22 protein-coding genes are annotated in these 20903 nt (G+C 70.8%); 11 read left to right on the forward strand and 11 right to left on the reverse strand.

Going from position 1 to position 20903, the window contains the following annotated elements; translation table 11 throughout:
- The 4 genes from ABZ016_RS34245 to ABZ016_RS34260 all read right to left on the reverse strand — a co-directional run bounded on the left by ABZ016_RS34245 (position 1) and on the right by ABZ016_RS34260 (position 4811).
- The gene (locus ABZ016_RS34245; protein WP_356920599.1) at positions 1 to 1044 is read right to left on the reverse strand and encodes a CopD family protein; all 1044 of its coding nucleotides are present in this window, start codon (positions 1042 to 1044) and stop codon (positions 1 to 3) included.
- Between the two features lie 52 nt (positions 1045 to 1096).
- On the reverse strand, positions 1097 to 1627 hold the full coding sequence (locus tag ABZ016_RS34250; RefSeq protein ID WP_356920600.1) for a hypothetical protein: 531 nt from the start codon (positions 1625 to 1627) through the stop codon (positions 1097 to 1099).
- 77 nt (positions 1628 to 1704) lie between these two features.
- A complete protein-coding gene (locus ABZ016_RS34255) occupies positions 1705 to 3225 on the reverse strand; it encodes a S8 family serine peptidase (RefSeq protein ID WP_356920601.1) in 1521 nt (506 codons plus the stop codon).
- 59 nt (positions 3226 to 3284) lie between these two features.
- Entirely contained in the window at positions 3285 to 4811 is a 1527-nt protein-coding gene (locus ABZ016_RS34260; RefSeq protein WP_356920602.1) for a S8 family serine peptidase, read from the reverse strand.
- Positions 4812 to 5064: 253 nt separating this feature from the next.
- Between ABZ016_RS34260 and ABZ016_RS34265 the strand changes: the two genes are divergently transcribed.
- The 3 genes from ABZ016_RS34265 to moaA all read left to right on the forward strand — a co-directional run bounded on the left by ABZ016_RS34265 (position 5065) and on the right by moaA (position 8204).
- A complete protein-coding gene (locus ABZ016_RS34265; protein WP_356920603.1) occupies positions 5065 to 5421 on the forward strand; it encodes a DUF485 domain-containing protein in 357 nt (118 codons plus the stop codon).
- Entirely contained in the window at positions 5418 to 7043 is a 1626-nt protein-coding gene (locus ABZ016_RS34270) for a cation acetate symporter (protein WP_003989315.1), read from the forward strand. The genes ABZ016_RS34265 and ABZ016_RS34270 overlap by 4 nt, the downstream gene beginning before the upstream one ends.
- Positions 7044 to 7214: 171 nt before the next feature.
- Entirely contained in the window at positions 7215 to 8204 is a 990-nt protein-coding gene (gene moaA, locus ABZ016_RS34275; RefSeq protein ID WP_356920604.1) for a GTP 3',8-cyclase MoaA, read from the forward strand.
- A gap of 61 nt (positions 8205 to 8265) precedes the next feature.
- Here the strand turns inward: moaA and ABZ016_RS34280 are convergent, their stop codons facing one another.
- A complete protein-coding gene (locus ABZ016_RS34280) occupies positions 8266 to 8481 on the reverse strand; it encodes a hypothetical protein (protein WP_345666067.1) in 216 nt (71 codons plus the stop codon).
- A 200-nt stretch (positions 8482 to 8681) separates the two neighbouring features.
- Positions 8682 to 9092, reverse strand: coding sequence for a DUF3099 domain-containing protein (locus ABZ016_RS34285; protein ID WP_356920635.1), 411 nt, complete (start codon positions 9090 to 9092; stop codon positions 8682 to 8684).
- Between the two features lie 240 nt (positions 9093 to 9332).
- On the opposite strand from ABZ016_RS34285, the gene ABZ016_RS34290 reads away from it, so the two are divergent.
- A complete protein-coding gene (locus ABZ016_RS34290; RefSeq protein WP_356920605.1) occupies positions 9333 to 9608 on the forward strand; it encodes a GlsB/YeaQ/YmgE family stress response membrane protein in 276 nt (91 codons plus the stop codon).
- A gap of 108 nt (positions 9609 to 9716) precedes the next feature.
- On the opposite strand, the gene tyrS is transcribed toward ABZ016_RS34290, so the two are convergent.
- Genes tyrS through ABZ016_RS34305 form a run of 3 tightly spaced genes read right to left on the reverse strand, consistent with a single transcriptional unit; the run spans position 9717 to position 13956 of the window.
- Positions 9717 to 10985 carry a tyrosine--tRNA ligase gene (gene tyrS, locus ABZ016_RS34295; protein WP_356920606.1) on the reverse strand — a complete coding sequence of 423 codons (1269 nt, stop codon included), beginning with the start codon at positions 10983 to 10985 and terminating at the stop codon, positions 9717 to 9719.
- Positions 10986 to 11041: 56 nt separating this feature from the next.
- Entirely contained in the window at positions 11042 to 12436 is a 1395-nt protein-coding gene (locus tag ABZ016_RS34300) for a metallopeptidase TldD-related protein (protein ID WP_356920607.1), read from the reverse strand.
- Positions 12433 to 13956, reverse strand: coding sequence for a TldD/PmbA family protein (locus ABZ016_RS34305; protein WP_356920608.1), 1524 nt, complete (start codon positions 13954 to 13956; stop codon positions 12433 to 12435). The genes ABZ016_RS34300 and ABZ016_RS34305 overlap by 4 nt, the downstream gene beginning before the upstream one ends.
- 271 nt (positions 13957 to 14227) lie before the next feature.
- Between ABZ016_RS34305 and fabG the strand changes: the two genes are divergently transcribed.
- The 3 genes from fabG to ABZ016_RS34320 all read left to right on the forward strand — a co-directional run bounded on the left by fabG (position 14228) and on the right by ABZ016_RS34320 (position 16243).
- The gene (gene fabG / locus ABZ016_RS34310; protein ID WP_356920609.1) at positions 14228 to 14947 is read left to right on the forward strand and encodes a 3-oxoacyl-[acyl-carrier-protein] reductase; all 720 of its coding nucleotides are present in this window, start codon (positions 14228 to 14230) and stop codon (positions 14945 to 14947) included.
- Positions 14948 to 14952: 5 nt separating this feature from the next.
- Positions 14953 to 15720, forward strand: coding sequence for an enoyl-ACP reductase FabI (gene fabI / locus ABZ016_RS34315; RefSeq protein WP_356920610.1), 768 nt, complete (start codon positions 14953 to 14955; stop codon positions 15718 to 15720).
- A gap of 169 nt (positions 15721 to 15889) precedes the next feature.
- Positions 15890 to 16243: a hypothetical protein gene (locus ABZ016_RS34320; protein ID WP_356920611.1), complete on the forward strand. Its 354-nt coding sequence runs from the start codon at positions 15890 to 15892 to the stop codon at positions 16241 to 16243.
- On the opposite strand, the gene ABZ016_RS34325 is transcribed toward ABZ016_RS34320, so the two are convergent.
- On the reverse strand, positions 16221 to 16913 hold the full coding sequence (locus ABZ016_RS34325; protein WP_356920612.1) for a FadR/GntR family transcriptional regulator: 693 nt from the start codon (positions 16911 to 16913) through the stop codon (positions 16221 to 16223). The genes ABZ016_RS34320 and ABZ016_RS34325 overlap by 23 nt on opposite strands.
- Before the next feature lie 79 nt (positions 16914 to 16992).
- On the opposite strand from ABZ016_RS34325, the gene ABZ016_RS34330 reads away from it, so the two are divergent.
- From ABZ016_RS34330 to ABZ016_RS34345, 4 genes are all read left to right on the forward strand, one after another.
- On the forward strand, positions 16993 to 18321 hold the full coding sequence (locus ABZ016_RS34330; RefSeq protein WP_356920613.1) for a CynX/NimT family MFS transporter: 1329 nt from the start codon (positions 16993 to 16995) through the stop codon (positions 18319 to 18321).
- Between the two features lie 67 nt (positions 18322 to 18388).
- The gene (locus ABZ016_RS34335; protein ID WP_086025071.1) at positions 18389 to 18505 is read left to right on the forward strand and encodes an SGM_5486 family transporter-associated protein; all 117 of its coding nucleotides are present in this window, start codon (positions 18389 to 18391) and stop codon (positions 18503 to 18505) included.
- 197 nt (positions 18506 to 18702) lie between these two features.
- On the forward strand, positions 18703 to 18909 hold the full coding sequence (locus ABZ016_RS34340; RefSeq protein WP_356920614.1) for a hypothetical protein: 207 nt from the start codon (positions 18703 to 18705) through the stop codon (positions 18907 to 18909).
- A 65-nt stretch (positions 18910 to 18974) separates the two neighbouring features.
- On the forward strand, positions 18975 to 19493 hold the full coding sequence (locus ABZ016_RS34345) for a histidine phosphatase family protein (protein WP_356920615.1): 519 nt from the start codon (positions 18975 to 18977) through the stop codon (positions 19491 to 19493).
- 57 nt (positions 19494 to 19550) lie between these two features.
- On the opposite strand, the gene serB is transcribed toward ABZ016_RS34345, so the two are convergent.
- A complete protein-coding gene (serB, locus tag ABZ016_RS34350; protein WP_356920616.1) occupies positions 19551 to 20765 on the reverse strand; it encodes a phosphoserine phosphatase SerB in 1215 nt (404 codons plus the stop codon).
- Positions 20766 to 20903 lie beyond the last annotated feature (138 nt).

Consider the following 20903-nt stretch of genomic DNA (forward strand, 5'->3'; position numbering starts at 1 on the left):
TCACCAGCGGATCGGCACCGGAAGAGCCGTCAGCAGGCCGGACACCGCGACCACGAGGCCCAGCGCTACGACCTCAGCCCGGGCCGGCACACAGGCGGTCAGCGGGTCGGCCGCCCGGCGCAGCCGCCGCCGGGCCCACAGGGCGAGGCCGGCGGCCGCGGCCGTGAGGAGCGCCTTGGCGAGCAGGGCCCGCCCGTACGCCGTCCCCGTCAGTTGCTCCAGGACCGTCTCGGGCGGCATCCGGCGCAGTGAACTCCACACGCCCGTCGCGGTGATGGCGGCGAGCAGAACGGCCGCCACGCGCGCGTAGAGACCCAGCAGGGCCGCGCCCGCCTCGGTGCCGTAGCGGCCGTGCCACAGCCGCAGGGTCCGCAGCGCGTGCAGCAGGCCGCCCACCCACAGCGCCGCGCAGGCCAGGTGCACCAGCGTCAGCGCCGAACCGGTCAATGGGCCCTGCTCGGTCACCGGGTGCGCGCGCAGGGCCTCCGCCACGACCACGGCGCCCAGCGGCCAGATCTGCGCGGCGGGCCGGCGCGACACCGCACACAGCCCCGCCACGAGGAACGCGTTGACCTCGAGCAGGGCGAGCTTGCCGTCCCGGGACGCGTAGAGCCCGCCGACGTCGATGTCCGACAGGCCGCCCGGGACGAGATTGCCGGTTGCCACGACCGAGGCGAGCCCGAGAGCGGCGACGAAGCCGGCACCGGCCGCGAAGGGCGACCAACTGCGGGGGACGGGCGGGTGACGCCCGTCAGCGGGCTTCTCCGGAGCACCCGGCACGGAACGCGCCAGCCGGTTCACGAACAGCTCGCCGACCGGCAGGCACAGCGCCGCGAACAGCACGGTCCGCAGCAGGGCTATGCCCCCGGAACCGGGCGCGGCGGCCTCACCGGTGCCGTACAGCGCGCTGGACGGGCCGAGCAGCGGGACCAGCGTGGCCAGCGCCACCAGCACCAGGACGGCGACGGACCGGCCCGTACCGGTGGGCCGTCGGACGGGCCCGTGCGCGCCGGCCGGCCCGGGCGTGGGTCTTGTCGAGGTCACCCCAGGATCTTCACCAGCCTTCACACGGCCCGGCAAGTCCAGGAGGAGGAACTCAGTCGGCCTTCGACGCGGCCGACCACCACAGCCGCACTTCTTTGCTCACGTCCGTCGGCCGCAGCTCCCACCCCTGCGAGAGCGCGACCTCGGCGACGTACCACCCGCCGACGCCGCGGTATTTCCGCAGGGGTATCGCACACTCGACCGGCGGTGGCGGCATGTTCGGCTTGCGCGGCGCCGAGGCCCGCGCGGTCCACCGTCCGACCACCTTGCCCACTCGCGCCTTGTAGAAGTCGGCGTCACCTTCATGACGCAGCTCCGGCCAGGACACACACCAGGACGCCAGCCACCCGACACGCTTCAGCGCGCTGCCCATGGCGTTGAGGTACCCGCGTTCGAGCCTGCTGCTGAAGACCGTGATCACCTCGGCGAACATGCCGACGACGAGAAACGCGGCCATCACCGCCGCCCCCAGCACACACACCACCGGGAACCACACCACACTCCCGGCGAACCGCAGGGCCAACTGCCACCGCGGCCGCACCGGTTCGGCTGTCCAGGTCGAACGATCCTCGTACACGTCCATGACGAGGAATCCTGCCGCAGGAACGCAGCGGGCCGGACGGGTGCCCCCGCCCGGCCCGAACAGCCTTCACACGAGCTCTACTTGGTCACCGCGTCCAGCGCGTCCGCGATGCCCCGGCCGTAGAAGCCGTTGCGGTTCTTCGAGCCCTCGCACACCGCGTCGACCTTGCCGTCGCCGTCGATGTCGTACGGGTCGGTGCACGGCGTGGCGTCGGCCTCCGCGTACAGCAGGGCCTTGACCAGGGCCGGGGACGCCTTCGGGTGCGTCGACTTGATGAGTGCCGCGACGCCCGCGACATGTGGGGACGCCATCGACGTACCGGCCATGTAGCCCCACTGACCGCCCGGCAGCGTGCCCAGGATCAGCCCGCTCGTGGCGGGCGGCTCCGGCTTCTGGTAGGCCGTCGAGTCGCCGCCCGGCGCGGCGATGTCGACCACGCCCAGCCCGTGGTTGGAGAAGGACGACTTGATGCCCTTCGCTCCCGTCGCCGCGACCGTGACGACACCGGGCAGCTGGGTCGGGATGTCGAGGCACTTCGACGGGTCGACGACCCGGTCGCCCGGGGTGGTGTCGTTCGGGGACGACGGGTCGGTGATCTCGTCGGAGGCGAGGTCGTAGTTCTCGTTGCCGGCCGCCGCGACGTTGACCGCGCCCTTCTTCTCCGCGTACCGCGAGGCGCGCGTGACGGCCTCCACCAGCGCCTTCTGGTCCGGGTCGTCCTTGCAGTTGAAGTACCAGGGGTCGGTGTAATAGCTGTTGTTCGTCACGTCGACGCCGTGCTCGGCCGCCCATATGAAGCCGCACACCACGGCCTCCGTGTAGAAGAAGCCGTCCGGGTTGGACACCTTGATGCCGGAGACCTTCACGCCCGGCGCGACACCGGTCATGCCGACGCCGTTCTTGGCGGCCGCTATCTCACCCGCCACGTGCGTGCCGTGCGGGCTCTCCGAGGCGGCGGGCCGCCAGGCCCCGTCGGCGGTGTCCGGCTTGCCCGAGACACAGTTGACCGACGCCTTGCGGTCGAAGTTGGGCGCTATGTCGGGGTGGGTGTCGTCCACGCCGGTGTCGATCACGGCGACCGTGACCTTCTTGCTGCCCAGCGACTTCTCGTGCGCCTTGTCCGCCTTGATGGCGGGCAGGTCCCACTGCAGGGACTCCAGCGGGTCCTGACCGGCCGCCGCCTCGGTCTTCGCGACCTCGGCCGCGCTCAGCACCTTGGGCGCGCCCAGGTCGGTCGTCGCCGCCGAGGGCAGCGGCGCCGTGCGGGTGGCTCCCGCCGACTGCACCCCGCGCACCTTGCGCACGGTCTTGGCGAAGTCGGGGTTCGACGAGTGGGCGACGATCACGCCGATCTGGTCGTACGACGTCACGATCGTGCCGCCGGCCTTGCCGACGGCCTTCTTCACGTACGCCGAAGTGCCGTGTCCCGCCTTCACGTTGACGACGTAGCTGAGCGGGGTCGCGTCGGCCGAGACCGCCGCGGGGGCCTGATCCGCGGCCGTGGCCGCGGTGTTCGGCAGGAACGCGAGGGCCGTGGCCATGGCCATCCCGGCCGGGATCGCGACGGCGCGCCGGTGGCGCGCGTGCGGCGCAGTCATGGTGTCTCCAGTTCGTTCGCGGTACGAGCGGACTTTGCGGAAGGCCGCAGGGGTACGGGTCACTTGACCGCGCGCAGCGCGTTGACGATGCCGTACCCGTAGAAGCCGTTGACGTTGCCGCCCTGGCACACCGCGTCCTGGGTGCCGTCGCCGTCCTGGTCGTAGGACGTGGGGCAGGCGGTCCGGTCGGCCTGTGCCTTCAGCAGCGCCTGGAGCTGGGCCGCAGACGCCCCCGGGTGCTTGGACTTCAGCAGCGCGGCGACCCCGGAGGCGTGCGGCGCGGCCATCGAGGTGCCCTGCAGGAAGCCGTACTCGCCGTTCGGCAGGGTGGACAGGATGCGCCCGTTCTTCGAGGGCGTGTCCGGCGTCTGGTAGCGCCCGTCGCCGCCCGGCGCCGCGACGTCCACGACACCCTTGCCGTACGACGAGTAGTACGACTTGAGGTTGTCGACGCCCGTCGCGCTCACGGTGACGACACCCGGCAGCTGGTTCGGCACGTCGAAGCACTCGTGCGGGTCGATGGTGCGCGGGGCGGGGGTGGAGTCGTCCGGGCTGGAGTCGTCGACGATCGCGTCCGAGTCCAGGTCGTGGCTGGAGTTGCCCGCCGCGGCGACGTTGAGCGTGCCCTTCTTCTGCGCGTACAGCTGCGCCCGGTTGACCGCGTCGACGATGGCCCGCTGGTCCGGGTCGTCCATGCAGTTGTACAGCCACGGGTCCACGTAGTAGCTGTTGTTCGTGATCTCGACGCCGTGGTCGGCGGCGAACACGAAGGCGCACACGACGCTCTCCGGGTAGAAGAGGCCGTTGGCCCGGTCGGTCACGTTGATGCTGGAGACCTTCACCCCGGGGGCCACGCCGGAGACGCCGATGCCGTTACGGGCGGCGGCTATCTCACCGGCGACGTGCGTGCCGTGGTAGTCCTCGGCGGTGTACGGCCGCCAGGCGCCCGCGGTGGTGTCGGGCTTGCCGCCCGCGCAGTTGGCGGACTGGGACGCGGAGAAGTTCGGGGCGATGTCGGGGTGGGTGTCGTCCACACCGGTGTCGATCACGGCGACGGTCACCTTGCGGCTGCCCGGGTTGATCTTCGCGGCCTTGTCGGCGCCGATCGCGCGCAGGTCCCACTGGTCCGCTTCGAGGGGCTCGCTCTCGGGCGTCTTCGCCGAGGCCGCCTTCGCACGCCGGGCCTGGGCGTCCGTCAGGAGCTGCGCCGCCCCCTCCTCCGTGGTGCCCGCGGCGGTCAGTGGCGTCGTCCGCGTCGCACCGGCCGACCGGACCCCGCGCACCGTGCGCATCTTCTTGGCGAAGTCGGCGTTCGAGGAGTGCACGACGAGCACGCCGATCCGCTCGTACGCGGCCACGACCGAGCCGCCGGCCGCGTCGACCGCCTTCTTCACCGACGCGATCGTGCGACGGTCCACCTTGGTGTTGACGACGTACGCCAGCTTCGGCGCGTCCGCCGTCCGCGCGGTCGACTCAGCGGCCGGGGCCGCCGACGCGGCGGCGGGCAGGAAGCCGAGCGAGGCCGTCAGCGACAGCACGACGGGCACGGCGAGAGCGAGCCGGCGTCTGGAACGCAGCTGGGACATGGGGTCTCCACATCATCCGGAAACGAAACCGGCCCGAGGCACAGGTGGTGCTCGGGCAGGTACATGACGGGGTGGTGCAGGGTGAAGCTATCCCGCGCTCTCGCTGGCCAGCAACGTTTTGCCGAAACGACTTCGGAAAGAACGCCCGGCCGTTGAACCGGTTCTCGCGTGCCGCCGTGACGTTGAACAGGGAGCGCGAGGACACTCGCCTCCGTCCCCGTACCAACCGCTTCCGTCATTGCGAGGAGACTCCGTGGCCACCGATGCACCGCCCCCCTCGAAAGAGCAACACAAACTCCCCTCACCCGAGGAGTTCACCGAGGTGCAGGAGAGCGCGGAGTTCGGTGAACTGCGCCGCTCGTACCGCTCCTTCGCCTTCCCGCTGACCGTCGCCTTCATCGCCTGGTACCTGCTGTACGTCCTGCTGTCGAACTACGCGGGCGGCTTCATGGGCACCAAGCTGTTCGGCAACATCAACGTCGCGCTCCTCCTCGGCGTCGCCCAGTTCGTCACCACGTTCCTCATCGCCTGGTGGTACTCGCGGCACGCCGCCGCGAAGCTCGACCCCAAGGCCGAGGCCATCAAGTCCCGGATGGAGGGCGGCGCATGAGCCCCGCACAGCAGACCCTGCTCGCCGCGAACGAGGCCAGCGAGCACCGCCCGCTGATCATCACCCTGTTCGCGCTGTTCGTCCTGGCCACGCTCGGCATCACCGTCTGGGCCGGCCGCCAGACCAAGGACGCCGCGGACTTCTACGCCGGCGGACGCCAGTTCAGCGCCTTCCAGAACGGCCTCGCGGTCTCCGGCGACTACATGTCGGCCGCGTCGTTCCTCGGCATCGCCGGCGCGATCGCCCTCTTCGGCTACGACGGCTTCCTGTACTCCATCGGCTTCCTGGTCGCCTGGCTGGTCGCCCTGCTCCTGGTGGCCGAGCCGCTGCGCAACTCCGGCCGCTACACCATGGGCGACGTCCTCGCGTACCGCATGCGCCAGCGCCCGGTCCGCACCGCCGCGGGTACGTCCACGATCGTCGTGTCGATCTTCTACCTGCTGGCCCAGATGGCCGGCGCGGGAGTCCTCGTCTCGCTGCTGCTCGGCATCACCTCCGACGCCGGCAAGATCCTCATCGTCGCCCTCGTCGGTCTCCTGATGATCGTCTATGTCTCCATCGGCGGCATGAAGGGCACCACCTGGGTCCAGATGGTCAAGGCCGTCCTGCTCATCGGCGGCACCATCCTGATCACCTTCCTGGTGCTGCTGAAGTTCAACTTCAACATCTCCGACCTGCTCGGCCAGGCCGCCGAGAACAGCGGCAAGGGCGCCGCCTTCCTGGAGCCCGGCCTCCAGTACGGCATGACCGGCACCTCCAAGCTGGACTTCGTCTCCCTCGGCATCGCCCTGGTGCTCGGCACCGCCGGCCTGCCGCACATCCTGATCCGCTTCTACACGGTGCCCGACGCCAAGGCCGCCCGTAAGTCGGTGAACTGGGCGATCGGCATCATCGGCGGCTTCTACCTGATGACCATCGCCCTCGGCTTCGGCGCCGCCGCGCTGATCTCCCAGGACGAGATCATCGCCTCCAACCCCTCCGGCAACACGGCGGCGCCCCTGCTCGCCCTGCACCTCGGCGGGGTCGACTCGACCTGGGGCGCGATCCTGCTGGCGACGATCTCGGCGGTGGCCTTCGCGACGATCCTCGCCGTCGTCGCCGGCCTCACCCTCGCCTCGTCCTCGTCCTTCGCGCACGACATCTACGCCAACGTCATCCGCAAGGGCAAGGCGTCCGGCGCCGAGGAGGTCCGCGCGGCCCGCTGGGCGACCGTCTTCATCGGCGTCGTCTCCATCGGCCTCGGCGCCCTCGCCCGCGACCTGAACGTGGCCGGCCTGGTCGCGCTCGCCTTCGCGGTCGCCGCCTCCGCCAACCTGCCGACCATCCTCTACAGCCTGTTCTGGAAGCGGTTCACCACCCAGGGCGCCCTGTGGTCGATCTACGGCGGTCTGATCGTCGCGGTCGGCCTGGTGCTGTTCTCGCCCGTGGTCTCCGGCGACCCCAAGGCGATGTTCCCCGAGGTCGACTTCGCCTGGTTCCCGCTGAAGAACCCGGGGATCATCTCGATCCCCTTCGGCTTCCTCATGGGCTGGCTCGGCACGATCCTGTCGAAGGAGGAGCCGGACGCCAAGAAGTACGCGGAGCTGGAGGTCAGGTCCCTGACCGGCACCGGCGCCCACTGAGCACGAACCCCCGCACGCGGTCGCGTCGTAGGAACCTCCAGGTCCCTGCGGCGCGGCCGCGTCCCGCGTCGTGGGATCGGGCCTGGGGAGTTGTCAGTGGTGTCACGTAGGCTCGCAGGTGTCGGAGACAGCGTGCTCCGGGCACGATCCGCGTCGAGGGAGGGGGCCCACGTGCTCATCGACACCTACGGCCGAGTGGCGACCGACCTGAGGGTCTCACTGACCGACCGGTGCAATCTGCGCTGCACGTACTGCATGCCCGAGGAGGGACTGCAGTGGCTGGCCAAGCCTGATCTGCTGACGGACGACGAGATCGTCCGCCTGATCGACATCGCGGTCACCTCCCTCGGCATCGAGGAGGTCCGCTTCACCGGCGGCGAGCCCCTGCTGCGCCCCGGCCTGGTCGGCATCGTCGAGCGCGTCGCCGCCCTGGACCACCGCCCCCAGATGTCCCTCACGACCAACGGCATCGGCCTCAAGCGCACGGCCGAGGCCCTGAAGGCGGCGGGCCTGGACCGGGTCAACGTCTCCCTGGACACGCTCCGTCCGGACGTCTTCAAGACCCTGACCCGCCGCGACCGCCACAAGGACGTCATCGAAGGGCTGCACGCCGCACGCGACGCGGGCCTGACCCCGGTCAAGGTCAACTCGGTCCTGATGCCGGGACTCAACGACGACGAGGCCCCCGACCTCCTCGCCTGGGCCGTGGAACACGACTACGAGCTGCGCTTCATCGAGCAGATGCCCCTGGACGCCCAGCACGGCTGGAAGCGCGACGGCATGATCACCGCCGGCGACATCCTGACCTCCCTGCGCACGCGCTTCGAGCTCACCCCCGAGGGCGAGGAGAAGCGGGGCTCCGCCCCGGCGGAACGCTGGCTGGTGAACGGCGGCCCGCACGTGGTCGGTGTCATCGCCTCCGTCACGCGCCCCTTCTGCGCGGCCTGCGACCGCACCCGCCTCACGGCCGACGGCCAGGTCCGCACGTGCCTCTTCGCCCAGGAGGAGACCGACCTCCGCGCCGCCCTGCGCTCCGACGCCCCCGACGAGGAGATCGCCCGCATCTGGCGCCTGGCGATGTGGGGCAAGAAGGCGGGAGCGGGCCTGGACGACCCGACGTTCGTACAGCCCGACCGCCCCATGTCAGCGATCGGCGGCTAGGGACACCCAGGGGGCGCGGGGTGCGGCGCGACAAGCCACGACGCACCCGCATCCGAACGCGTCAGACGTCCCGCGCTTCCCACTCCTTCAGAAGAACCACGTCCTTCAAGAACCCCCGCACCCCGAGGAACTGCGACAGATGCTCGCGGTGCTCCTCGCAGGCCAGCCAGGTCTTGCGCCGCTCCGGCGTATGGATCTTGGGGTTGTTCCACGCGAGCACCCACACCGCATCGACACGGCAGCCCTTCGCGGAACAGATGGGCGTCTCGTCACTCACAGGTTCGTCTCACCACTGCACACAGAAAAGGCGACGCCGAGCAGCCACGGGGGGAGCTGCCCGGCGTCGGTCCGTCGCTCCGACGGGGGATGCGGAGCGCGTACGAAGTATGTCACGGGTAACCCCGAGCCCGGCACCTGAACAACATGATTGATCTGAGCTTTTCTTGAGCTTGGCGGGAAGCCGACTTCCGTTTCCGATCACTCCCCGGCGGCCCTGCCGCTCCCGCGACTCGCTCCGTGCCCAGGCCCCGGCCCCGACGCGGCATCTTCCGCGGCGGATTCCGCCCGGGCGTCCTCCGGCCCCGGCGGCGCGATCATCGGACGCACCGGCGGCGCGATGAACGTCGACGGCAGAGACGGCGCGTTCTCGCGCCCCGCGTTCGCGATCACCACCGCGATGTACGGCAGCACCAGCCCGAGCACCAACGCCACGATGGCCACGTGCCGTTCGACGTTCCACAGCGTGGCCGCGAGGATCACGGAGATGGTGCGGACCGTCATCGAGATCACATAGCGGCGCTGCCGCCCGCGGACGTCGTCCTGAAGCCCCGCCCGGGCGCCGGTGATCCGGAAAACCTGGACGTGCCCGCCGCCATGCTGCTTCCGCATCGCATCCACCATCCGCCCGTACTCTCCCCGCCCCGTAGCCGTCCCCGGTCGGCCGGGGAACCTGACCAGGACAGCTTCCACGGTACGCCGCGCCTGCGTCGGCCACGAGACCGGGGCGGGTCCGGGGCCGGGGTGAGGCGTCCGAGCCGTGCCGCCGACGCGTGTCCCCGGCATGCGGCGCAGGGCGCCTGGGCCGACACTGGGCGTAGTGCTCACGTCTAGCCGTGCGAGGAGGCAGCGATGGGCTGGTTCTGGGCGATCATCGTGGGACTGGTGCTCGGCCTGATCGCCAAGGCGATCATCCCGGGCAAGCAGCACATCCCCCTGTGGCTGACCGTCATCCTGGGCATGATCGGCGCCATCGCCGGCAACGCCATCGCCCGGGCGGCCGGTGTCGACGCCACATCGGGTATCGACTGGTGGCGGCACGCCTTCCAGCTGGTGATGGCGATCATCCTCGTCGGCCTCGGCGACCGGGCCTGGACGGCGACCCCGGCAAGCAAACGCAGGGCATGACGGGACACACGGCGACATGAGGGGACGCGCGGCTGCATGACGGGACGCGCGGCGAAGGGGGCGGCCTCCGGCACCGGAGACCGCCCCCTTCCTCGTGTCCTCGACCTCTCAGCCGCCCGTGACCTCGGCCGCCGCCAGGTTCTTCTTGCCCCGGCGCAGCACCAGCCAGCGGCCGTGCAGCAGGTCCTCCTTGGCGGGGACGGCGTCCTCGCCGGCGACCTTGACGTTGTTCACGTAGGCGCCGCCCTCCTTGACCGTGCGGCGCGCGGCCGACTTGCTGGCCACCAGGCCGACCTCGGCGAACAGGTCGACGACCGGAGCGAGCTCGGCGACCTGGATGTGCGGCACCTCCGACAGGGCCGCGGCCAGCGTCTTCTCGTCGAGCTCCGCCAGCTCGCCCTGCCCGAACAGGGCCTTGGACGCGGCGATCACGGCGGCCGTCTGGTCGGCACCGTGCACCAGCGTCGTCAGCTCCTCGGCCAGCGCGCGCTGCGCGGCACGGGCCTGCGGACGCTCCTCGGTCTGCCGCTCCAGCTCCTCCAGCTCCTCGCGGGACCGGAAGGACAGGATGCGCATGTACTTCGAGATGTCCCGGTCGTCCACGTTCAGCCAGAACTGGTAGAACGCGTACGGCGTCGTCATCTCCGGGTCGAGCCAGACGGCGCCGCCCTCGGTCTTGCCGAACTTGGTGCCGTCCGCCTTGGTCATCAGCGGCGTCGCCATGGCGTGCGCCGTGGCCTCCGGCTCCAGCCGGTGGATCAGGTCGAGGCCGGCCGTGAGGTTGCCCCACTGGTCGCTGCCGCCTTGCTGGAGCGTGCAGCCGTACCTCCGGTACAGCTGGAGGAAGTCCATGCCCTGGAGCAGCTGGTAGCTGAACTCCGTGTAGCTGATGCCCTCGGAGGACTCCAGACGGCGGGCCACGGAGTCCTTCGTGAGCATCTTGTTGACGCGGAAGTGCTTGCCGATGTCCCGCAGGAACTCGATCGCGGAGAGGTTCTCCGTCCAGTCGAGGTTGTTGACCATGACGGCCGCGTTCTCACCCTCGAAGGTCAGGAACGGCTCGATCTGCGCGCGCAGCTTGGCGACCCAGCCGGTGACCGTCTCCGGGTCGTTCAGCGTGCGCTCGGCGGTCGGACGCGGGTCGCCGATCAGGCCCGTGGCACCGCCCACCAGCGCCAGCGGCCGGTGACCGGCCTGCTGGAGCCGGCGCACCGTGAGCACCTGCACCAGATGCCCCACGTGCAACGACGGGGCCGTCGGGTCGAAGCCGCAATAGAACGTGACGGGACCGTCCGCGAGCGCCTTGCGCAAAGCGTCCTCGTCAGTGGACAGGGCGAACAGCCCGCGCCACTTCAGCTCGTCGACGATGTCCGTCACGGTTCTCGTGTCTCCTTGATGATCTTCGGGCAGTCGGGTGACAGCCGACTACGAGGTTATACGCCCTGACTGACAGAGCTCATATTGAAATCCGGGACCCGCAGCGCGGGCATGGCCGCCCTGGTGAACCAGTCGCCCCACTCCCTGGGCAGCGTCTTCTCGGTCCGTCCCGCCTCCGTGGCCCGGCCCAGCAGACCGACCGGCGACTCGTTGAACCGGAAGTTGTTCACCTCGCCGGTCACCTCACCGTTCTCCACGAGGTAGACGCCGTCCCGGGTCAGGCCCGTCAGCAGCAGTGTCGCCGGATCGACCTCGCGGATGTACCACAGGCAGGTCAGCAGCAGTCCGCGCTCGGTGCTCGCGACCATCTCCTCCAGCGAGCGGTCCTCGCCCCCGTCGAGCATCAGGTTGTCGATGCCCGGCGCCACCGTCAGACCGGTGAGGCCCGCACTGTGCCGGCTGGTCGTCAGGTGCCGCAGCTCGCCCTGGCGCATCCACTCGGTGGACGTCAGCGGCAGCCCGTTGTCGAACACCGACTGGTCGCCCCCGGAGGAGTGGGCGATCACGAAGGGCGCCGACTCCAGACCGGGCTCGTGCGGGTCGCTGCGCAGGGTCAGCGGCAGGTCGGTCAGCTTCTCGCCGATCCGGGTGCCGCCCCCCGGCTTGGAGAACACCGTGCGGCCCTCGACCGCGTCCCGGCCCGACGCCGACCACATCTGGTAGATCAGCAGGTCCGCCACGGCCGTAGGCGGCAGCAGCGTCTCGTACCGGCCCGCGGGCAGCTCCACACGCCGCTCGGCCCACCCGAGCCGCACGGCCAGCTCCGCGTCCATGGCGGCCGGGTCGACGTCCTTGAAGTCCCGGGTGGAGCGCCCTGCCCAGGCCGACCGGGTGCGGTCCGGCGACTTGGCGTTCAGCTCCAGCGTCCCGTTCGGCTGGTCGTGCCGCAGCCGCAGCCCGGTGGACGTCCCCACGTACGTCGACACCAGCTCGTGGTTGGCGAAGCCGTACAGCTCCCGGCCGCCCGCACGCGCGCGTGCGAACGCCTCGCCGAGGGCCGGCGCGAAGTCGGCGAACACAGCGGAGGAGGTCTCGGCGGGCGCCTCCGTGAACTCCGGCGCCCGCGCGACGCCCGTGACCAGCGGCTGCGCGTCCTCGGCCGGCCCGGCGCCGCGCGCGGCGGCCTCGGCGGCCCGTACCAGGGGCTCCAGCTCGTCGGCGGTCACGGCGGACCGTGACACCACGCCCGAGGCCGTGCCCTCCTTGCCGTCGACCGTGGCGACGACGGTGAGGGTGCGCCCGCGCGTGACACCGTTCGTGGTCAGCGCGTTGCCCGCCCAGCGCAGATTGGCGGTGGACTGCTCGTCGGCGATGACGACACACCCGTCCGCCCGGGACAGTTCGAGGGCCCGCTCGACGATCTCGTGCGGCTTGCTGGAACGCGCGCTCATCGACCGGCCTCCTGGGTGGTGTTGAGGATGTTGACGCCCTTGAAGAGTGCCGACGGGCAGCCGTGCGACACGGACGCGACCTGCCCCGGCTGGGCCTTGCCGCAGTTGAAGGCGCCGCCCAGGACGTAGGTCTGCGGCCCGCCCACGGCGGCCATGGAGCCCCAGAAGTCGGTCGTCGTCGCCTGGTAGGCCACGTCCCGCAGCTGCCCGGCGAGCCGCCCGTTCTCGATCCGGTAGAAGCGCTGCCCCGTGAACTGGAAGTTGTACCGCTGCATGTCGATCGACCAGGACCGGTCGCCGACGACGTAGATGCCCCGCTCCACGCCCCCGATCAGATCCTCGGTCGACATCCCGGCCGGGTCCGGCCGCAGGGACACGTTGGCCATGCGCTGCACCGGCACGTGCCCGGGGGAGTCGGCGTAGGCGCACCCGTTGGACCGCTCGAACCCGGTCAGCTTGGCGATCCGCCGGTCCAGCTGGTAGCCGACGAGCGTGCCGTCCTTCACCAGGTCCCAGGACTGGCCCTCGACACCCTCGTCGTCGAAGCCGACGGTGGCGAGCCCGTGCTCGGCGGTACGGTCACCGGTGACGTTCATCAGCTCCGAGCCGTAGCGCAACTTGCCCAGCTGGTCGAACGTGGCGAACGAGGTGCCGGCGTACGCGGCCTCGTAGCCGAGCGCGCGGTCCAGCTCGGTGGCGTGCCCGATGGACTCGTGGATGGTCAGCCACAGGTTGGACGGGTCGACGACCAGGTCGTACAGGCCCGCCCGGACGCTCGGCGCGCGCATCTTCTCCGCGAGCAGCTCCGGGATCTGCTCGAGCTCGCTCTCCCAGTCCCAGCCGGTGCCCCGCAGGTACTCCCAGCCGCGCCCCACGGGCGGCGCGAGCGTGCGCATCGAGTCGAACTCGCCACTCGACTCGTCCACCGACACGGCGTTGAGCACCGGGTGCAGGCGTACCCGCTGCTGCGTGGTCACGGTCCCGGCGGTGTCGGCGTAGAACTTGTTCTCGTGGACGGTGAGCAGCGAGGCGTCGACGTGGTCGACCCCGTCGGCCGCCAGCAGCCGCGCGCTCCACTCCGCGATCAGCCCGGCCTTCTCCTCGTCGGGCACGGTGAACGGATCGATCTCGTACGAGGAGATCCACGTCTTCTCGGCGTGCACCGGCTCGTCCGCCAGCTCCACGCGCTCGTCCGACCCGGCCGCCTTGATCACCTGGGCGGACAGCTTCGCCATCGCCACCGCCTGCCCGGCGACCCTGGCGGCGGCGTCCATGCTGAGGTCGACACCGGACGCGAAACCCCACGTACCGCCGTGCACCACGCGCACCGCGTACCCGAGGTCGGTGGTGTCCGACGACCCGGCGGGCTTGGCGTCCCGGAACCGCCAGGAGGCGTTACGGATCCGCTCGAACCGGAAGTCCGCGTGCTCGGCGCCCAGCGCACGCGCGCGTGCGAGGGCCGCGTCGGCGAGGGCGCGTAGGGGGAGGGCCGTGAAGGCCTCGTCGATGGTATGAGGCACCGCCGTCTCTTTCTGTCGAGGTGACCGTGGTTGCCGTGCTTCCTGACTGCTCCGATCATGTCGTCCATCCCGCGCGCGGGCCATGAGTTTCCGGCCCCGGGAGTATGGGTTTCTGTAGGGACCCGACAGTGAGTCCCGTACGCCACTGTGGGTGCCCGATTGTCCGCGGGCGTGCCCGGACCGATAGGTTTTCGATGAAGCCGCCTGTCATCGCCGCCTGTCGTCCAGGCGCCCGGGCGGGGTATCAGACCGCTATGGAAAGGGTGATCCGTTGAGCCGCTCGGTTCTCGTCACCGGAGGCAACCGGGGCATCGGCCTCGCCATCGCCCGCGCTTTCGCCGATGCCGGCGACAAGGTCGCCATCACGTACCGCTCGGGTGAGCCGCCGGCCGCCCTGACGGAACTGGGCTGCCTCGCCGTCAAGTGCGACATCACCGACGCCGAGCAGGTGGAGCAGGCCTACAAGGAGATCGAGGAGGCCCACGGCCCCGTCGAGGTCCTGATCGCCAACGCCGGCATCACCAAGGACCAGCTCCTGATGCGCATGTCCGAGGAGGACTTCACCTCGGTCATCGACACCAACCTCACCGGCACCTTCCGCGTCGTCAAGCGCGCCAACCGCGGCATGCTGCGCGCCAAGAAGGGCCGCGTCGTCCTGATCTCCTCGGTCGTCGGCCTCTACGGCGGCCCGGGCCAGGCCAACTACGCCGCGTCCAAGGCCGCCCTGGTCGGCTTCGCGCGCTCCCTCGCCCGTGAGCTGGGCTCGCGCAACCTCACCTTCAACGTCGTCGCGCCCGGCTTCGTCGACACCGACATGACCAAGGCGCTCACCGACGAGCAGCGCGAGAACATCGTGAAGCAGGTCCCGCTCGGCCGGTACGCCCAGCCGGAGGAGATCGCCGCGACGGTGCGGTTCCTCGCCTCGGACGACGCCTCGTACATCACTGGAGCCGTCATCCCCGTTGACGGCGGACTGGGAATGGGTCACTGATCACCATGAGCGGAATTCTCGAAGGCAAGCGCATCCTGATCACCGGTGTGCTGACGGAGGCCTCCATCGCCTTCCACGCCGCCAAGCTGGCCCAGGAGCAGGGCGCCGAGGTCATCCTGACCGCCTACCCGCGGCCCACGCTGACCGAGCGCATCGCCAAGAAGCTGCCGAAGCCCACCAAGGTCATCGAGCTCGACGTCACCAACGACGAGCACCTCGCGCGCCTGGCCGACATCGTCGGCGAGGAGCTCGGCGGCCTGGACGGGGTCGTCCACTCCATCGGCTTCGCCCCGCAGGACGCCTTGGGCGGCAACTTCCTCAACACGCCGTTCGAGTCGGTCGCCACGGCCATGCACGTCTCGGCGTACTCCCTGAAGTCGCTCACCATGGCCTGCCTGCCGCTGATGCAGAACGGCGGCTCCGTCGTCGGTCTGACCTTCGACGCGCAGTTCGCCTGGCCGCAGTACGACTGGATGGGCCCGGCCAAGGCCGCCCTGGAGGCCACCAGCCGCTACATGGCCCGTGACCTGGGCAAGCAGAACATCCGCTGCAACCTGGTCTCGGCCGGTCCGCTCGGCTCCATGGCCGCCAAGTCCATCCCGGGCTTCGGCGAGCTGGCCTCGGTGTGGGACTCCCGCTCCCCGCTGGAGTGGGACCTGAAGGACCCCGAGCCGGCCGGCCGCGGTGTCGTCGCCCTGCTGAGCGACTGGTTCCCGAAGACCACCGGCGAGATCATCCACGTGGACGGCGGTCTGCACGCCATCGGAGCCTGATCTCCGCTCGCGTCGACGCGACGCCGACGCCCCGTTCCCCGCAGCGCGAGGGGAACGGGGCGTCACTCGTTCGGCCCATCCGGCCGGGCGGGGAGGCTCACGACCGGTCACTCTGAAGTACGCCTTCACCACGCGGTCCCCTCCCCAGCACGGCCGAGGAGGTCCCCTTGTGCGCTTGTCCCGCCGAACGGCCTCGCTGTCCCTCGCCGTCGTCGCTCTCCTGATGACCCTGACCTACGAGGCGGTGCCCCACGCGCGCGTGCCCACCGGCAAGCAGGCGGCGGCGGAGCCCTTCGGGGCCGCGTGCCGGATCCGTGTCACCGGCTCCCGTGTCACCGCCTACTGCCACAACCCGTACCCGGCGGTCGACCGCGTGAGCCTGCACGTCGAGTGCGCCCGCTGGTGGGACATCGACACCGACAGCTCCCCGGTGGAGACCTGGCCCGCGCTGACCGTGCGGCTGACGGGACGCTGCTGGAAGGAGGTCGACCAGGCGTGGATCAGTCACCAGCGGGGGAGCTGACCCCGGCCAGTCTGCACAGGAACGGGTAGCGGGCGGCCTCTTCCGCCGCCTGCGCCGCGTCCCCCTCGCGGATCGCTTCGAGCAGCCGCCCGTGCTCCATGTAGGTCTCCGGTGTCAGCTCCTCGCCGACGTCCTCGCGCAGCCAGTCCCGCAGTACCTCGCCCAGGTCGGCGTACATGGCGGTCATGACCTCGTTGTGGGAGGCCGACACCACGGCCAGGTGGAAGGTGGCGTCCGCGGCCACGAACGCCTCCGCGTCACCCGACTCCCAGGCCTCCTCACGCCGCAGCAGCAGCGCGTCGAGCTGCTTGAGGTCCTTCTCCGTGCGCCGCTCGGCGGCCATTCTGGCGGCGGCGGACTCCAGCGTGGAACGCAGCTCGGCGATGTGCCGGGGATCGGCGCCGGTGAAACGCCGCTGCATCACTCCGGCCAGCTCACTGGTGGCCACGACGTAGGTTCCGGAACCCTGCCGGATGTCGAGCAGGCCGTTGTGTGCGAGAGCCCGGACGGCCTCGCGGACCGTGTTGCGGGCGACGCCCAGCTGCTCGACCAGTTCGGGCTCGGTCGGGATACGGGAGCCGATCGGCCACTCGCCCGAGGTGATCTGCGCCCGCAGTGCGGCGATGACCTGCTCGGACAGCGCGGAGCGTCGGGGATGGCTCAGGGGCATGACTCACCTTCGCACGACCGGGACGCCCGTGGGCGTCCGGGGTTCGGACGGACTGGACAGTCAATCATCCTATGATTCTATGATGGGTCTCATGGCTAGTGAGGAAACCCGGACGATAACGCCCCCGACCGTACGCAGCTCGGCCGCGCGCGACGCCGGGAAACGCGGCGGTCCGTCCACGCACGCGTGGACGAAACGGCTGCTCGTCCTCGGCATCGTGCTGTCCGCGCTGAACCTCCGCCCGGCCATCACCAGCCTCGGCGCGCTCCTGGAGGAGGTCCGCGACGGGCTCGGCATGAGCGGCAGCGTGGCCGGGCTGCTCACCTCCGTGCCACCGCTGTGCTTCGCCGTCTTCGGCGTCATGGCCCCCCGGCTCGCCCGCCGCTTCGGCCCCGGCGCCGTGGTGTGCGCCGGCATGGTCGCCATCGCCACCGGCCTGCTGATCCGCCCGTACGCCGGCGGCACGGCGGGCTTCCTGGCCGCCAGTGCCCTCGCCCTCATGGGCATCGCGGTCAGCAACGTCCTGATGCCGGTCATCGTCAAGCACTGGTTCCCCGACCGCGTCGGGTCCATGACCGGCCTGTACTCCATGGCGCTGGCCCTGGGCACGTCCCTCGCGGCCGCGGTCACGGTGCCGCTGACCGACGCGCTGGGCGGCAGCTGGCAGTCCGGCCTGGCCCTGTGGTCGGGCCTCGCGGTGGCGGCGATCCTGCCGTGGCTGCCGTTCGTACGCGGACGCGTGCCGGCCCCGGGAACGGGGAACCGTTCCGAGCGGACGGAGGCCTCCGCTTCGGGGGACCCCGCGCGCGAGGAGGCGCCGCGGCTGCGGATCACCCGGAGCCGGACCGCCTGGGCACTGGCCGTGTTCTTCGGACTCCAGGCCACCGCCGCCTACATCACCATGGGCTGGATGGCGCAGATCTTCCGGGACGCCGGTGTACCCGCGGGCACTGCTGGACTGCTGCTGGCGGTCACCATGGCGATGGGCATCCCGCTGGCCTTCGTCATACCGCGCCTGGCCACGCGGCTGCCGCACCAGGGCCCGATCGTGCTCGCCCTGGGCGTCTGCGGCCTCGCCGGCTACGCCGGTCTGTACCTCGCGCCGGCCGCCGGCGCCTGGGCCTGGGCGCTGCTGCTCGGCATCGCCAACTGCGCCTTCCCGCTCGCCCTCACCATGGTGGGCATGCGGGCCAGGAGCGGGCCGGGCGTCGCCCAGCTGTCGGCGTTCGCGCAGAGCACCGGCTACCTGATCTCCATCCCGGGCCCGCTCCTGGTGGGCGTCCTGTACCAGCACAGCGGTGGCTGGGGCCTGCCGATCGCGCTGATGAGCGCCCTGATGATCCCGCAGATGGTGGTCGGCTTCCTGGCGGGCCGGGACCGCACGGTGGAGGCCGAGGCGGGCCGCTGAGCCCGTCCCTGGGCGTCGAACTCACCCCGGGGCGGCCGGTGCGGGCGGCGGGTGCGAGACTTGCCCCATGCCAGTGCTCGACCCGAATCCCCAGCACGGTCAGAAGAAGATGCTGCTCGTCTTCGGCTCCTTCTTCGCGATCTTCATCGTCATCGCCGTGATCGCGACGATCGCCTCGCCATGACCGCCGCCCGTCCGGCCGACCGGCCCGCAAGCGGCCCGTAGGCGGCCCATGGTGGGGCTGGCCCCCCTATCCCCTAGGGGGTGAGGGTCAGGGTCAAGTGGGTGGATCACCGGATGGGCCGGCGGCCGCCGATTCCGTAGCTTCGATGTGTGACCGCGAGACGCGGGCCACCGACCACTCGAAGAGCGGAGGCACCCATGTCGGCCCCTACGCACACCCGGCCCCACCCGGCCACCCGGGCCGGCGCCGGCAGCCGGCTTCCCTGGTGGGCCCTTGCCCTGCCCACGCTCGCCTTCGCCGCGCTGCTCGCCCTGATCCTGAACCCGTCCGACGCCCACGCGGCCACCGCTGACCCCGCGATCACCCACCTCTTCGAGCGTGTGCAGCAGCTGATAACCCGCTGAGCACGGCCGGAGCCGGTGGTCAACTCCCTGCGCCACATGGCGTGTTTCATGCGAAGCTGGATCTCATGAGCGTCGCTGAACCCCGCAGGATTGTCCTCTTCCGCCATGCGAAAGCCGACTGGCCACAGGTGACCGACCACGAGCGTCCGCTCGCTGACCGGGGCCGAAAGGACGCGGCGGAGGCCGGACGGAGGCTCGCCGACACCGGCGTCCCCTTCGATCTGGCCCTGTGCTCCACCGCGGTCCGGACCCGGGAGACCTGGAAGCTCGCCGTCCAGGAGTTCCCGCACCGGCCGAAAACCGTCTACGAGGAGCGGATCTACGAGGCCTCGCCGGGCGAACTGATCGCCGTGTTCAACGAGACCCCCGACGACGCCCAGAACGTCCTCCTGATCGGTCACAACCCGGGCGTCCAGGGCCTCGCGGAGATCCTCGCGGGATCGGCCGAGGACGACGCCCGCGAGCGGATGGACCGCCGCGGATTCCCGGCCGCCGCCTTCGCCGTGCTGTCCTTCACCGGTTCGTGGAAGAGCGTGGAGCCGGGTGTGGCCACGCTGCAGGACTACTGGGCGCCGGCCGAGTGACCCTCTGAGCCCGGCAGGGGCCCGGCACCACGCCGGTACCGGGCCCTCCCGGCAGGGTCAGACCGTGTCGAGGGTGTCCGCCGTCTCGACCTCTTCGCGGGTGACGCCCAGCAGGTACAGGACCGTGTCCAGGAAGGGGAAGTTCACCGCGGTGTGCGCGGCCTCGCGCACCACCGGCTTGGCGTTGAAGGCGACACCGAGACCGGCCGCGTTCAGCATGTCCAGGTCGTTCGCACCGTCACCGATCGCCACCGTCTGCGACAGCGGCACGCCCGCCTCGGCGGCGAACCGGCGCAGCAGCCGGGCCTTGCCCGCGCGGTCGACGATCTCGCCCGTGACCTTGCCCGTCAGCCTGCCGTCGACGATCTCCAGCGTGTTGGCGTGGGCGAAGTCCAGCCCCAGCCGCTCCTTCAGATCGTCCGTGACCTGGGTGAAACCGCCCGAGACCACACCGACTTGGTAGCCGAGCCGCTTCAGCGTACGGATCAGAGTGCGGGCGCCCGGCGTCAGCCGCACCTCGCTGCGCACCTTGTCCACGACCGAGGCGTCCAGCCCCTCCAGCAGCGCCACCCGCGCGTGCAGGGACTGCTCGAAGTCCAGCTCCCCGCGCATCGCGGCCGCCGTCACCTCGGCCACCTTGTCCTCGCAGCCGGCGTGCGCCGCGAACAGTTCGATGACCTCGTCCTGGATCAGCGTGGAGTCGACGTCCATGACGACCAGGCGCTGAGCGCGCCGGTGCAGCCCGGCGGCGACGACCGCCACGTCGATGCCGAGCTTCGCCGCGTCCGTCGCCAGGGCGGTGCGCAGCGGCTCGGTCTCCACGCCGGACACGGCGAACTCGACCGCCGTCACGGGGTACTTGGCGAGCCGGAAGATACGGTCGATGTTGCCGCCGGTCTTCGTGATCCGCGCGGCGATCGCGGCCGTCGCCTCCGCCGTGAGCGGATGCCCCAGCACGGTGACCAGGGAGCGGCCCGACCCACGGGGCCGGTTGTCGCCGAGGCCGGAAATGATCTCCGCCTGCATCTTCATCGACTCGGCCCAGCTGTGCACGGTCGCCCGCAGATCGCCCTCGACTCCGGGGGGCGGCTCGGTCACGAGCGCGCAGAGCACCATGCGGCCCCGGGTGACGACCTGCTCGATGTCGACGACGTCGACGGAGTAGGCGGCGAGGGTGTCGAAGAGGCCGGCCGTGATGCCCGGCCGGTCCTTGCCGAAGATCTTGACAAGGAGGGTGGGGACGTCGGAAGACGAGGTCTGCGAAGCGCTCATGGTGGTTCCACCGTATCCGGCAGGCCGGTCGTACCGCCCCTGAGGTCCGCCTTGCGGACAGCGAACAGTGGGTGTCGCGGTGATGGCGTGAACCTTACGTACCGGTCCCGCGTCACGTACTGGTCCCGCGTCCCGGCG

Origin of the sequence: Streptomyces sp. NPDC006372, assembly GCF_040612515.1 — a bacterium.
In the GTDB taxonomy this organism is placed as follows: Bacteria; Actinomycetota; Actinomycetes; order Streptomycetales; family Streptomycetaceae; genus Streptomyces.

Bases quoted from the DNA above. Each gene is read 5' to 3' on its own strand.
- ABZ016_RS34250 (WP_356920600.1), bottom strand. From the start codon at position 1,627: ATGGACGTGTACGAGGATCGTTCGACCTGGACAGCCGAACCGGTGCGG.
- ABZ016_RS34255 (WP_356920601.1), bottom strand. From the start codon at position 3,225: ATGACTGCGCCGCACGCGCGCCACCGGCGCGCCGTCGCGATCCCGGCC.
- ABZ016_RS34260 (WP_356920602.1), bottom strand. From the start codon at position 4,811: ATGTCCCAGCTGCGTTCCAGACGCCGGCTCGCTCTCGCCGTGCCCGTC.
- ABZ016_RS34270 (WP_003989315.1), top strand. From the start codon at position 5,418: ATGAGCCCCGCACAGCAGACCCTGCTCGCCGCGAACGAGGCCAGCGAG.
- ABZ016_RS34285 (WP_356920635.1), bottom strand. From the start codon at position 9,092: ATGCGGAAGCAGCATGGCGGCGGGCACGTCCAGGTTTTCCGGATCACC.
- ABZ016_RS34290 (WP_356920605.1), top strand. From the start codon at position 9,333: ATGGGCTGGTTCTGGGCGATCATCGTGGGACTGGTGCTCGGCCTGATC.
- ABZ016_RS34300 (WP_356920607.1), bottom strand. From the start codon at position 12,436: ATGAGCGCGCGTTCCAGCAAGCCGCACGAGATCGTCGAGCGGGCCCTC.
- fabI (WP_356920610.1), top strand. From the start codon at position 14,953: ATGAGCGGAATTCTCGAAGGCAAGCGCATCCTGATCACCGGTGTGCTG.
- ABZ016_RS34325 (WP_356920612.1), bottom strand. From the start codon at position 16,913: ATGCCCCTGAGCCATCCCCGACGCTCCGCGCTGTCCGAGCAGGTCATC.
- ABZ016_RS34330 (WP_356920613.1), top strand. From the start codon at position 16,993: ATGATGGGTCTCATGGCTAGTGAGGAAACCCGGACGATAACGCCCCCG.
- ABZ016_RS34335 (WP_086025071.1), top strand. From the start codon at position 18,389: ATGCCAGTGCTCGACCCGAATCCCCAGCACGGTCAGAAGAAGATGCTG.
- ABZ016_RS34340 (WP_356920614.1), top strand. From the start codon at position 18,703: ATGTCGGCCCCTACGCACACCCGGCCCCACCCGGCCACCCGGGCCGGC.
- ABZ016_RS34345 (WP_356920615.1), top strand. From the start codon at position 18,975: ATGAGCGTCGCTGAACCCCGCAGGATTGTCCTCTTCCGCCATGCGAAA.
- serB (WP_356920616.1), bottom strand. From the start codon at position 20,765: ATGAGCGCTTCGCAGACCTCGTCTTCCGACGTCCCCACCCTCCTTGTC.